The sequence below is a fragment of the Aliidiomarina maris genome, from assembly GCF_003987335.1.
In the GTDB taxonomy this organism is placed as follows: domain Bacteria; phylum Pseudomonadota; class Gammaproteobacteria; order Enterobacterales; family Alteromonadaceae; genus Aliidiomarina; species Aliidiomarina maris.
Genome location: NZ_PIPK01000007.1, coordinates 97,384 through 110,662, shown reverse-complemented (window position 1 = coordinate 110,662; position 13,279 = coordinate 97,384). Strand labels below are relative to the sequence as shown.

General features: G+C 49.6%; 12 protein-coding genes. 2 read left to right on the top strand and 10 right to left on the bottom strand.

What is annotated here, in order from left to right; genetic code table 11:
* Window positions 1-7: 7 nt before the first annotated feature.
* From tpiA to rlmE, 5 genes are all read right to left on the bottom strand, one after another.
* Entirely contained in the window at window positions 8-763 is a 756-nt protein-coding gene (gene tpiA, locus CWE07_RS08945) for a triose-phosphate isomerase (RefSeq protein ID WP_111569505.1), read from the bottom strand.
* 128 nt (window positions 764-891) lie between these two features.
* Entirely contained in the window at window positions 892-2,223 is a 1,332-nt protein-coding gene (gene glmM, locus CWE07_RS08940) for a phosphoglucosamine mutase (protein WP_111569506.1), read from the bottom strand.
* Window positions 2,224-2,228: 5 nt separating this feature from the next.
* On the bottom strand, window positions 2,229-3,041 hold the full coding sequence (gene folP / locus CWE07_RS08935; RefSeq protein WP_146608518.1) for a dihydropteroate synthase: 813 nt from the start codon (window positions 3,039-3,041) through the stop codon (window positions 2,229-2,231).
* Between the two features lie 99 nt (window positions 3,042-3,140).
* Window positions 3,141-5,093: an ATP-dependent zinc metalloprotease FtsH gene (gene ftsH, locus CWE07_RS08930; RefSeq protein ID WP_111569507.1), complete on the bottom strand. Its 1,953-nt coding sequence runs from the start codon at window positions 5,091-5,093 to the stop codon at window positions 3,141-3,143.
* A 71-nt stretch (window positions 5,094-5,164) separates the two neighbouring features.
* On the bottom strand, window positions 5,165-5,794 hold the full coding sequence (gene rlmE / locus CWE07_RS08925; RefSeq protein WP_111569508.1) for a 23S rRNA (uridine(2552)-2'-O)-methyltransferase RlmE: 630 nt from the start codon (window positions 5,792-5,794) through the stop codon (window positions 5,165-5,167).
* A 153-nt stretch (window positions 5,795-5,947) separates the two neighbouring features.
* On the opposite strand from rlmE, the gene yhbY reads away from it, so the two are divergent.
* Window positions 5,948-6,241, top strand: coding sequence for a ribosome assembly RNA-binding protein YhbY (gene yhbY, locus CWE07_RS08920; RefSeq protein WP_111569598.1), 294 nt, complete (start codon window positions 5,948-5,950; stop codon window positions 6,239-6,241).
* A gap of 66 nt (window positions 6,242-6,307) precedes the next feature.
* Here the strand turns inward: yhbY and CWE07_RS08915 are convergent, their stop codons facing one another.
* Window positions 6,308-6,838: a helix-turn-helix domain-containing protein gene (locus tag CWE07_RS08915; RefSeq protein ID WP_111569509.1), complete on the bottom strand. Its 531-nt coding sequence runs from the start codon at window positions 6,836-6,838 to the stop codon at window positions 6,308-6,310.
* A gap of 114 nt (window positions 6,839-6,952) precedes the next feature.
* Here CWE07_RS08915 and CWE07_RS08910 point away from each other — a divergent pair, with 114 nt between their 5' ends.
* A complete protein-coding gene (locus tag CWE07_RS08910) occupies window positions 6,953-7,222 on the top strand; it encodes a helix-turn-helix domain-containing protein (protein WP_126818997.1) in 270 nt (89 codons plus the stop codon).
* Between the two features lie 125 nt (window positions 7,223-7,347).
* On the opposite strand, the gene greA is transcribed toward CWE07_RS08910, so the two are convergent.
* From greA to dapB, 4 genes are all read right to left on the bottom strand, one after another.
* Entirely contained in the window at window positions 7,348-7,824 is a 477-nt protein-coding gene (gene greA, locus CWE07_RS08905) for a transcription elongation factor GreA (protein ID WP_111569511.1), read from the bottom strand.
* A complete protein-coding gene (gene carB, locus CWE07_RS08900) occupies window positions 7,821-11,048 on the bottom strand; it encodes a carbamoyl-phosphate synthase large subunit (RefSeq protein WP_111569512.1) in 3,228 nt (1,075 codons plus the stop codon). The genes greA and carB overlap by 4 nt, the downstream gene beginning before the upstream one ends.
* Window positions 11,049-11,058: 10 nt before the next feature.
* Window positions 11,059-12,237: a glutamine-hydrolyzing carbamoyl-phosphate synthase small subunit gene (gene carA / locus CWE07_RS08895; RefSeq protein WP_111569513.1), complete on the bottom strand. Its 1,179-nt coding sequence runs from the start codon at window positions 12,235-12,237 to the stop codon at window positions 11,059-11,061.
* A 152-nt stretch (window positions 12,238-12,389) separates the two neighbouring features.
* Window positions 12,390-13,202: a 4-hydroxy-tetrahydrodipicolinate reductase gene (dapB, locus tag CWE07_RS08890; RefSeq protein ID WP_198679907.1), complete on the bottom strand. Its 813-nt coding sequence runs from the start codon at window positions 13,200-13,202 to the stop codon at window positions 12,390-12,392.
* Window positions 13,203-13,279: the final 77 nt, after the last annotated feature.

Here is a 13,279-nt window from a genome sequence, read left to right as displayed (position 1 = left end):
GCTTCTATTATCCTTTCACCGCACTACAAATGGCGCGAAATTGCTCAACATCCAGACTCGCGCCGCCGATCAGACCGCCATCGATGTCTGGCTGGGCGAATAACACTGCTGCGTTGTCTGCTTTCACACTGCCTCCGTACAACAAAGCAATGTGTTCACCAACACCGCTGTGTTGGTTTAAAAACTGTCTAATCGCGGCATGCACTTCTTGTGCTTGCTCGGGGGTCGCAGTTTTACCAGTGCCAATCGCCCAAACAGGTTCATAGGCAATAATTAACTGGCTGGCGTCTACATCTGCTGCCAACACCGCTGCAATCTGCGCCGTCACCACATCCAGGGTTTGGCCTTGCTCACGCTGTTCTAAGCTTTCGCCTACACATAATACTACTTTGAGTTGCTGCTGTTGCGCAGTTGCGACTTTTTGCGCAATCAGCGCGTCAGTTTCTGCGTACAAGTTACGTCGTTCTGAGTGTCCCAAAATAACGTATTCACAACCCACTTCACGTAACATCTGTGGCGCTAGCTCACCAGTAAAAGCACCTTGTGTGTGCTCACTGCAGTTTTGCGCACCGACGTGAAGTTTAAAAGAATCTGTTGCTGTCGCGAGGCTACGCTGCTGCATGGCAGCCAGATACACCGCAGGCGGACAGATGACCACATCGGCTACATATCCAGTTTGGCTACTTAACCCGTTCATCATAGAATCAAGTAAAGCCAAATCACCATTTAACTTCCAGTTTGCAATCACTAACGATTGGCGCATGCTGTAGTTCCTTGGTTATTCCCTCGTTTCAAGCGGCAGCGATAGTACCTAACCTGCCTGCAAGATACAAGCTATTCCCATAAAAAAAGCGCGTGCTGTACGCGCTTTAACCAACTTGATATTGAGGCTTAAACAGCCGCGCTGACTTCCGATGCGATTTGCTGGGCAAAAGCACGTACGGTTTTCTCATTACGCCCCTCGACCATGACTCGAATCAGCGGTTCAGTGCCTGATTTACGTAGTAATACTCGCCCCTCACCTTTCAACGCAGCCTCAACCTCAGTCACCGCAGAACGTACATTAGGCGCCTGTAATGGGTCCTGCTTACCATTGTATTGTACATTCACCAACACCTGCGGTAGCTTGGTCATTCCCTCGAGCAAGGCGCGTAGCGAGCACTTCTTACGAAGCATTGCGCTGAGTATTTGTACACCGGCAATAATGCCATCGCCAGTGCTGTGATATTGCAAGTTGATCACATGCCCGGAGTTCTCACCGCCAATACTCCAAGCATTATCGCGTAAGGCCTCCATCACATGGCGATCGCCCACTTTGGCGCGCGTAAATGGAATGCCTAGGTCACGCAATGCGAGTTCCAGCCCCATATTGCTCATCAAGGTACCCACCACACCACCTTCCAAGGTGCCGTTTAGCAACGCTTGCTTAGCCAGTGCATACACAATCTCATCGCCATCTACCACGCGACCTTGTTCATCCACCATCATAATTCGGTCGCCATCACCGTCTAAGGCGATACCGACATCCGCTTTGTGCTCAAGCACGGCTTGGGTCAGTGCGTCTAAGTGAGTCGCTCCGCATTGGTGGTTGATATTCAAGCCATCTGGTTTCGTACCAATACTGATAACTTCGGCACCAAGCTCACGAAATACCGAAGGCGCAATGTGATACGTCGCGCCATGTGCACAATCGACCACAATTTTGAGCCCCGCAAACGAGATGTCACCGGGGCAAACGCTTTTACAGAACTCAATATAACGACCAGGAGCGTCAGTAATCCGTGACGCCCGACCTAAAGCTTCTGACTCCACACACGTCATTGGCTTGTCGAGCATGGCTTCTATTTGAGCCTCTAAATCGTCGCTTAACTTATGCCCTGTATCCGAGAAAAACTTGATGCCATTGTCGTAGTAAGGGTTATGCGACGCACTGATGACAATCCCTGCTGACGCGCGAAAAGTGCGTGTCAGATAAGCGATTGCAGGGGTTGGCATTGGACCTAAAAGCTCAACACTAACGCCAGCAGCAGAGAGCCCTGCCTCCAGCGCCGACTCCAGCATATAACCAGATATGCGCGTGTCCTTGCCAATTAACACCTTGGTATTGCCCTCAGCCGCCAAAACTTTGCCTGCTGCCCAGCCTAAGCGCAATACGAAATCGGGTGCGACTAATTCACTGCCAACGCGCCCACGGATACCATCGGTGCCGAAATACTTCCCCATTGTAACTAAAACTCCCCATTTAAAGTCGCGTGAACCACTTGTATAGCATCCACGGTTTCTGCAACGTCATGCACTCGAATCACATCTGCCCCTTTCATCGCCGCGATAGTTGCGCCTGCAATACTTGCAGCAAGGCGTCCCTCCACCTCACGACCGGTGACGGCCCCAAGCATGGATTTACGCGATAAACCGATCAGCAGAGGTAAATCAAATTCACGTAGTGCTGGTAAACGTTGCAATAATTGATAGTTGTGGCGCACAGTTTTACCAAAACCAAACCCAGGGTCAAGTAACAAACGCTCGCGCCCAATGCCTGCACGTACACAAGCGTCGATGCGTTGCTGCAAAAAATCTTTCACTTCACACACCACATCATCGTAATCGGGTGCCTCTTGCATGCTTCGAGGCTGGCCTTGCATATGCATAAGACATATCTGTACCTGGCTTTGTGCAGCGACCTCGAGCGCCCCGGGTTCACGTAATGCGCGGACGTCGTTAATCATCGCCACCCCAGCTTGAATCGCTGCTTGCATGACCCCTGCTTTACTGGTGTCAACGGAGATTTGCATGTCGAAGCGTTGGCGCACGGCTTCAATCACGGGAATAACGCGATCAATTTCGGCCTGTAAAGCAACCTCGGCGGCACCGGGTCGCGTCGACTCGCCACCGATGTCAATCCACTCGGCGCCGGCTGCTTGCATCTGCTCCGCTTGGCGCAAGGCTGCATCAAGCTGATTAAATTGGCCCCCATCGGAGAATGAATCTGGGGTCACATTGAGTATTCCCATCACTGCTGTGCGTGGCGATTTTTTGCGCATTTCGATGTCCTGTGCGGTAATAAGTGAAAACAGGTTAAGGTTGTAGAGCCATATTAAGTGTCAAAAAAAAGCCCCGCAATACGGGGCTTTCTTATCAGCTTATTTGGCTGGTGACTCGTCAGGGTTGTTTAAATCCAACGAGCCGTCAGGCGAATCGGCCTTCTTACGTGGCTTCTTCTTACCGTCCGTCGATGTTGGTCCTGATGGCGGTACGTCACTATCAACGTCTTGCCAGTCCTGCGGTGGACGAACTTCACGGCGCGCCATTAAGTCATCGATTTGCGCTGCATCAATGGTTTCGTACTTCATCAACGCATCTTTCATCGAATGCAGAATGTCTACATTGTCTTCTAAGATCTGCTTCGCACGATCATAGTTTTTATCGATTAACGAGCGGATTTCCGCATCAATCGCGCGCATCGTCTCATCAGACATTTGCTTGTTTTGTGCCACAGAGCGGCCCAAGAATACTTGGCCCTCTTCTTCAGCATATAGCAATGGCCCCATTTTGCTCGATAAGCCCCACTGAGTCACCATTTTACGCGCGATATCGGTTGCGCGTTCAATGTCGTTGGAAGCACCGGTCGTTACTTTCTCATCGCCATAAATAATTTGCTCAGCGATACGGCCACCAAACAGGCTCGACAACATACTTTCTAAATGTTGCTTGCTATGACTGACGCGATCTTGTTCAGGCAAGTACATGGTAACACCCAGCGCGCGACCACGTGGAATGATCGATACTTTATACACAGGGTCATGCTCAGGCACAATACGACCGACGATGGCGTGGCCAGCTTCATGATAAGCCGTCATTTCTTTCTCTGACTCGCTCATCACCATCGACTTACGCTCAGACCCCATCAAGATCTTGTCTTTGGCTTTCTCGAATTCGCTCATACCTACCGCACGGCGATTTTCACGCGCTGCGAATAACGCCGCTTCATTGACTAAGTTCGCCAAGTCGGCACCAGAGAACCCTGGAGTACCACGTGCAATCACGGCTGGCTCAACGTCATCTCCTAAAGGTACTTTGCGCATGTGAACTTTCAAAATATGCTCACGCCCACGTACGTCAGGTAAACCAACGGTAACCTGGCGGTCAAAGCGACCAGGACGTAACAACGCAGGGTCAAGCACGTCAGGTCGGTTGGTAGCCGCAATCACGATAATACCTTCATTACCTTCAAAGCCGTCCATTTCGACCAGCATTTGGTTGAGGGTTTGCTCGCGCTCATCATGCCCGCCACCTAAACCAGCACCGCGCTGGCGGCCTACGGCATCGATTTCGTCAATAAAGATAATACAAGGCGCAGATTTCTTGGCTTGCTCGAACATGTCGCGTACACGTGATGCACCAACACCAACGAACATCTCAACAAAGTCAGAACCTGAAATTGTAAAGAACGGAACTTTCGCTTCACCAGCCACCGCTTTCGCTAATAAAGTTTTACCCGTACCTGGAGGGCCCACCATCAATACACCGGTTGGAATACGGCCACCAAGTTTCTGGAATTTGGTCGGGTCGCGTAAGTAATCCACCAGCTCAGCAACTTCTTCTTTCGCCTCATCACAACCAGCCACGTCAGCCAATGTGGTTTTAACTTGATCTTCGCTCATCAGTTTGGCTTTACTTTTACCAAACGACATCGCACCGCGACCGCCACCGCCTTGCATCTGGCGCATGAAGAAAATCCACACCGCGATGAGCAATAACATCGGGAACCAAGAGATAAAGATAGTACCCAGCATGCTTGGGCTTTCTGGCTCTCTCCAGCGCGCGTCGATACCGCGGTCAATCAGCTCGTCTACCAATTTCTGATCGTTGGCAGGACCCACTGTTCTGAACTGTTGGTTATTACGATTAACGCCGGTTATCACGCGCCCGTCGATCGTAACTTCACGGATTTGACCCTGATTCACATCACGTACGAACTCGCTATACGAGTAAGTCGGGGTATCGTTGGTGCCTGGTGAAAAACCTTGGAAGACACTCATCAATACCACCGCGATGACTAACCAAAGGATTAGATTCTTTGCCATATCGCTCAACGCAGTTACCTCTTTATTACATGACTAGGCTGCACGGCTCACAAGCCATACAGCAAAACGTCTTTAGCCTACTATATTTTATAGCCACTCGCCACCAAGAACACTTCCCGTGAACGTGCACGGGATGAATCAGGCTTGCGTACCTTGACACTGTTAAACGCTGCCCTTACGTTGGCGAGAAAAGGGTCAAAGCCTTCACCTTGAAACACTTTGACCACAAAACTACCGTTCGGTTTTAACACTTGATGACACATATCTAATGCGAGCTCAACCAAATACATGGAGCGCGCCTGATCAACCGTTTGGTTACCACTCATGTTGGGCGCCATATCGGACAATACTACATCTACGTTGGCGCCGCCGATGCGGTTTAATAATGCATTTAAAACGGCTTCTTCGCGAAAGTCCCCTTCAAGGAAATCGACACCCGCGATTGGGTCCATCGGTAAAATATCACAAGCAATGACCTGACCACTGCCTTGCTGAATATCCACCACCAACTGTGACCAACCACCTGGGGCAGCACCTAAGTCAACCACAGTCTGTCCGGGCTTTAAAATTCGGTCTCGCTGCTGAACCTCTTCCAACTTAAATACGGCACGTGAACGCAAGCCACGCTTTTGTGCCTTTTGTACGTATTGATCGTCAAAGTGTTCTTTTAGCCATCGGCGACTACTGGCACTGCGCTTCTTCTTACCCATGCTCTCTCATCATTTTCAATTTTCGGACAAATCCCGAGATTCACTAGCTCACATCGTTAGATGGCGTTAGAATACACCAAAATCAAGGGAAACCGGTAATAAGCAGGCCATTTCCCAGCACTTTATAAGGAAAATGACTGCATGACAGATGCAATTGAACTAAATAACAAACAAAAGCAGCACCTAAAAAGCTTAGCCCACCCGCTCAAGCCAGTGGTGTTGTTAGGTGCTAACGGGCTTACTGAGGGCGTGGTAGCAGAAATTGACGGTGCTTTGGAACACCATGAGCTGATCAAGGTTAAAGTGCCTACCGATGAGCGAGAGCTGCGCACGGCGATTGCCGAGGCCATTTGTCGCGAAGTCAAAGCAAGCTTGGTACAAACCATTGGTAAAACCTTGATCCTGTATCGCCCTGCGCAGCAACCGACGATTAAATTACCGCGCTAATGGCTAGCGTGTAAACGCAAAAAGGCGAACCCTGCAAAGGTTCGCCTTTTTTTGTATCCGCAGCGCTTAACGTGACTGCGCTTGCCCATTCTGAATATTTAGTAATGTTTGCGCTAAATGTTCCAACACATCTTCACGGTTTACCACGCCTTCGTTAACACGCAGGTGCATATCCAACAGGATTTGCATATTGGCGGTGGTTTGAGCCACGCCATAGCGCTGTAGTAAAGACTCACAATCGGCGTAAGCCTGCATAAAACCAGCACTATTTTCTTTGGCTTGTTGCAACTGCCCGCGATAGGTCTGGGCTTTCTCCTGCGTTTGCTCACTCGTGATCACCGGCACTTGCAAACGCGAATAAGGCGCGAAAAACCAATTCAGCGATATATTTCGCTCGAGCAACACATTGACTAAGGTTTTATAGGGAATCGTGCCCCGCCGGACCCAATTCGAGTAACTCGACGAGCTTACCCCCATCCAACGAAGAATACCTGCGGTCTTTTTCTCGCCGGAAATGCGCCCCAACTTTTCCATGTATTCTGCTAATGAAGCCTCTGCTGGCTTGCTTTTAACGGGCGCTTGTGTTTTATTTGTCATAAGTTTTCATTTGAATAATATTTAATCTTCATTTGAGGTCTTTTTTGAACTCCAGAATGAATACCCGAATGAGCTCAGATATGAACTCCAATCCATTGCTATGTAAATACATAAATGACTAAAGATCAAATAAAAAAAGGACTAACTTCCCGTGGCTACGATTTTAGTATGCTGGCGGAAGTGATCGAAAGGAGCCCATCACTGCTGTCGAAAGTGGCGGCACGAAAGGCACGTTCACTCTATGTGGCTGAGGCAATCGCCAAGGCTTTGGATAAAAGCTTAGAGGAAGTTTTCCCTGATGTACCCGCTTACCATGCCAGTTCTCAAGTCGATGCGCGGCAGTTAAAACGGGCTGAACTCTTGGCAAAGTTGAAGAGCGAGTAGCCAAATTATCAAGCGGCTGAGCTTTTGTGGGGTCATAAGTGCGATGATTAGCTTGCAGAGCACACAAAAAAAGAGCCTTTCGGCTCTTTTTTAATTCGCGCTTGCGTCACTGAATACGTATACAACTATAAATATTCAACGCTGACGATTTCGTACTCAACTTCACCACCTGGGGTAATCACCACAGCAACATCGTCTACTTGCTTACCGATTAACGCCCGTGCAATGGGTGAATTGACTGATACCAAATTGTTTTTAATGTCTGATTCGTCATCACCGACAATCTTATACTTCACCTCTTTGTCCGTGCTGGTGTTGTATAAGGTGACAGTCACGCCAAACACTACTTTGCCCGTATCGGGCATTTTGGTGACATCAATGATTTGCGCGTTCGATAGCTTAGCTTCAATTTCTTGAATACGCCCCTCGCAGAAACCTTGCTGCTCACGCGCAGCATGGTATTCAGCATTTTCTTTCAGATCACCATGTTCACGTGCATCAGCGATGGCCTGAATAATGCGCGGACGGTCCTCTTGCTTCAAACGTTTTAATTCAGTGCGCAGTGCTTCCGCACCGCCCACTGTCATTGGTATTTGGTTCATCCTTCACTTACCCTTTTGTGTAAATCCTGCACCGAGCTTACCCGAGCTCGATCATTCACTGTATGTGCTTTGACAGTTGCGAAACCTGCATTTAATGTGGTGGTATAAATCACATTATTGACCAAAGCCTCGCGACGAATATATACGGAGTCAGCTATCGCTTGGCGGCCTTCTACCGTATTGATGATATAACTATACTCGCCGTTTTTGATTGCATCCACAATGTTTGGGCGTCCTTCTTGTAATTTATTCACAATCGAACATTTTATACCCTGTTGTTGCAAGTAAGCGCCGGTTCCACGCGTCGCTTCAACGTCAAAGCCCAGTGACAGTAAACCACGTGCCAATTCCGCGACGCGTTTCTTGTCTGCTTCACGTACCGATAACAAGGCTTTGCCCTTGCGCGGTAACGCCTGACCAGCCCCTAAATTGGCTTTGGCATAGGCTTCTTCAAAACTCTCGCCAACACCCATCACCTCGCCCGTTGAGCGCATCTCTGGCCCGCGGATCGGGTCAACACCTTGGAACTTAGCGAACGGCACGACCACTTCCTTGACCGAATAATAAGGTGGAATCACTTCGCTGGTGTAACCTTGTTGCTTCAAGCTTTGGCCCGCCATGACCCGTGCAGCTACTTTAGCCAGCGGTACACCTGTCGCCTTCGACACAAAGGGCACTGTCCGCGCGGCCCGCGGGTTCACTTCAATCAGGTAAATTTCACCGTCTTTAATCGCAAACTGGGTGTTCATCAAGCCACGAACATTCAACTCAAACGCCAGTTTACGCACTTGTTCCCGCAACTCAGCTTGCACGTTATCCGACAATGAGTAAGGCGGCAGTGAACAGGCTGAATCACCTGAGTGCACACCGGCTTGCTCAATGTGTTGCATGATACCGCCAATCAACACCGTGTCACCGTCACAAATCGCGTCAATGTCGACTTCTACAGCGTTGTCTAAGAAGCGGTCGAGTAGCACAGGCGCCGCGTTCGACACTTTCACCGCTTCAGTCAGATAGCGGCGTAAATCTTGCTCGTCATACACGATTTCCATCGCGCGCCCACCAAGTACGTAGGATGGACGCACGACAAGTGGGTAACCGATGCGGCGTGATTCCGTCATCGCTTCATCAAAATTAGTGACGGTCGAATTCTCAGGCTGCTTTAAATTCAGACGCTGAACTGCGTGCTGGAAGCGTTTGCGGTCTTCTGCACGGTCAATCGAGTCAGGCGATGTACCAATGATAGGTACGCCGTTGGCTTCTAAAGCGCGCGCTAGCTTCAATGGCGTTTGTCCGCCATATTGCACAATCACACCCTTTGGTTTTTCAATACGTACAATTTCAAGCACGTCTTCTAACGTAATAGGCTCGAAATATAACCGGTCAGACGTATCGTAGTCCGTCGATACCGTTTCAGGGTTACAGTTCACCATTATGGTTTCGTAACCATCTTCACGCATTGCTAGGGCTGCATGCACACAGCAATAATCAAATTCGATGCCTTGACCGATGCGGTTTGGCCCGCCACCGATAACCATGATTTTGTCTTTATCACTTGGGCGTGCTTCACATTCTTCGTCATACGTGGAATACATATACGCAGTTTCTGAAGCAAATTCAGCGGCACAGGTATCAACGCGCTTATATACCGGGAACAACTTAAAGTGTTCACGGCGCTTACGCACTTCTTGCTCACTGACCCCAAGCAAATATGCCAAGCGTTCGTCTGAAAACCCTTTGCGCTTCAATAAACGCAACGCATCATGATCAAGCTCAGACAAGCCAAGCTCAGTCACTTCGGCTTCAAGTCGAATGATTTCCTCGATTTGAACTAAGAACCAACGGTCAATTTTAGTGAGTTCAAATACGTCATCGACACTCATACCGAAGCGGAACGCATCGCCAATATACCAAATACGCTCTGCCCCTGGCTCTTTCAGTTCGCGAATAATAGTCGCTTGAGCAACTTCTGGGTCACTCAAGTCAGTGAGCGAATCAAAGCCACTATAGCCAAGCTCAAGACCGCGTAGCGCCTTTTGCAATGACTCTTGCTGGTTGCGCCCTATCGCCATCACTTCACCCACAGATTTCATCTGGGTATTCAGGCGGTCATTGGCACCAGCAAACTTTTCAAAGTTAAAACGTGGAATTTTGGTCACAACATAGTCAATGGCAGGCTCAAATGACGCCGGGGTCACCCCGCCGGTAATATCATTCGCCAGTTCGTCCAGAGTGTAGCCAACGGCTAATTTAGCTGCGACTTTAGCAATCGGGAAACCAGTTGCTTTTGACGCCAATGCCGACGACCGGCTTACACGTGGGTTCATTTCGATAATGACCATGTCGCCGGTATCTGGGTTGACACCAAATTGGACGTTCGAACCGCCAGTCTCGACCCCAATCTCGCGCAGAACCGCCATCGCCGCATTACGCATAATCTGGAATTCTTTATCCGTTAAGGTTTGCGCAGGTGCCACGGTAATCGAATCACCCGTGTGCACGCCCATCGGGTCAAAGTTTTCAATGGTACAAACAATGATGCAGTTATCGTTCTTATCACGCACCACTTCCATTTCGTACTCTTTCCAACCAATCAATGATTTATCAATCAGCAACTCGTTGGTGCGCGATAGCTTTAAGCCACGCAAGCAAATTTCTTCGAATTCATCACGGTTATACGCGATACCACCGCCGCTACCGCCCATGGTGAAAGACGGGCGAATAATACATGGAAAGCCAACGCGCTCGAGCACGTCAAAGGCTTCTTCCATGCTGTTGGCAATTTCAGCTTGAGGAGTTTTCAAACCAATTGATTTCATTGCTTTATCGAAACGATCCCGATCTTCAGCTTTATCAATCGCATCTGCGGTGGCGCCGATCATCTCAACATTGTATTTGGCCAGGACGCCATTTTCTTCAAGCTCGAGGGCGCAGTTTAGGGCGGTTTGTCCACCCATCGTTGGTAACACCGCATCCGGACGTTCAAGCTGAATGATTTTCTCAACCACTTCCCAATGAATAGGCTCGATGTAGGTTACATCGGCCATATCAGGATCTGTCATAATCGTGGCAGGATTAGAGTTCACCAAAATAACTCGGTAACCTTCTTCGCGAAGCGCTTTACAGGCTTGCGCACCAGAATAGTCAAATTCACAGGCTTGACCGATAACAATAGGGCCTGCGCCAATAATCAAAATACTCTGGATGTCTGTACGTTTTGGCATTCAGCAGCTCCTATTGGTTGGCTTGGTGGGTCTTCATCAAATCGATAAAATGCTCGAACAATGGCGCAGCATCATGCGGGCCAGGGCTTGCCTCTGGGTGCCCCTGGAAGCCAAACGCGGGCTTATCGGTGGCATGTATACCTTGCAAAGTTTGGTCAAACAACGAGCGGTGCGTCGCTTGCAAATGGCTTGGCAAGCTCTTCTCATCGACCGCAAAACCATGGTTTTGACTGGTGATCATCACCACGCCTTTGGCGATGTCTAACACCGGGTGGTTTGCCCCATGGTGACCATGTGGCATCTTGGTGGTACGCGCACCCATCGCCAAGGCTAATAATTGATGGCCTAAGCAGATACCAAAGATTGGGATATTATGTTCAAGCAACTCACGAATGGCCTCGATGGCATAATCGCAAGCTGCGGGGTCACCTGGACCATTCGATAAGAATATACCGTCTGGCTGTAATGCCAGCACGTCAGCAGCGCTGGTTTGCGCGGGCACTACCGTAATACGGCAACCGCGGTCTGCTAACATGCGTAAAATATTGTGTTTAACGCCGTAATCATAAGCAACTACATGAAATTGCGACTGAGTTTGCTCACCGTAGCCACTTTCCAACTGCCAGCTGGTTTGCGTCCATGAGTGCGGCGCCGTGCAACTTGCCAGCTTCGCTAAATCCATGCCTTGTAAGCCTGGGAATGCCTGAGCAGCCGCAAGTGCGGTTTGCTCGCTGTCGCTTGTTGTAACGTCAGCGTCGGCGCCAAACGCAATGATGCATCCGTTTTGCGCGCCTTTGTTACGTAAAACGTTAGTCAAACGACGGGTATCGATATCGGCGATGCCAACCACGTTGTGGCTTTTAAGATATTCATCGAGGGATTGCTGAGAGCGGAAGTTACTTGCGAGGAGGGGGAGATCTCTAATGACCAATGCCTTGGCCCATACTTTATCGGATTCGGTGTCTTCGGAGTTGGTACCGTAATTGCCAATATGGGGGTAAGTAAGGGTGACAATTTGTTCTGAATAGGAGGGGTCGGTCAAAATCTCTTGGTAGCCTGTCATGGCGGTATTAAAAACAACTTCACCAACGGCTTTTCCACTGGCGCCAATTGCAGTGCCGTGAAATACAGTGCCGTCAGCGAGAACCAGAATCGCTCTTCGCGCGGCTTGTCTCGCAAGAATGCTCAAGTTAACCTCCGAACATAAAAAAACGGGTTAAATCAACTCAATGACTCCCCCGTTTTGCATGAAAATGCTTGTGTCTTTCGCTATTCGCTATATCTTCGCCCATGCACTCACAGTGATGACGGCAAATTGGACGTAGTCTACAGAAAATGACCTTAGTCGTCTAGCCCAAGAACGTGCTTCATGTGGTAAAAACCTGGCGTCTGCTTTGCCAGCCACAGTGCCGCGTTCAGAGCGCCTTCAGCAAAAGTTTTACGACCAGCCACCCGATGCGTCAGTTCTAAGCGCTCACTGCCGCATACCAGGTAAACCGTATGTTCGCCGACAATATCCCCAGCACGTAAGGTGGCAAAGCCAATACTGCCTTTTTTATAGGGGTCATGCTGATGGTTGCGCTGGTATTCCGCCACGTCTTTTAGCTGCTGCCCGCGCCCTGCTGCGGCCGCTTCGCCCAATGCAAGTGCAGTACCCGATGGGGCATCACGTTTAGCCGTATGATGTGCCTCTAGAATTTCAATATCGCAATTGCTACCTAGGGCCTGACTGGCGGTGCGCACTAAGGCAAGCAATAGGTTAACGCCCAAACTGGTGTTTGCTGCATACAATACCGGCACTTTTGCCGCGGCTGCCTCGACGTCGGCGTGTTGACGTGAATTCAAGCCGGTGGTGCATACGACAATCGGGGTTTGGGTCTGTACCGCAGCAGCCAGATTATCGGCTAATGCCGCAGGTAAACTAAAGTCCACGAGTACATCGGCGGCTTTGGCTGCAGCCATCAGGTCGTGGCTAAATTGAACGCCGGCTGTGGGTCGATGCAGTCGACTGCCTACGTCTTGTCCCAACGCTGACGATTCAGCATGGGTGACCGCTGCGACCAGAGTAACGTCATCACGATCTAGCATTAATTCGATAAGCTGAGCGCCCATACGCCCTGAAGCTCCGATGATAGCAACCTTCAATTCACTCAATGTTATTCCCCAAAACTAAAACAAAACGCGGCCTCAAAGTGCCGCGTTTGCAGTGTAGCAAGATTCACTCATGCAAG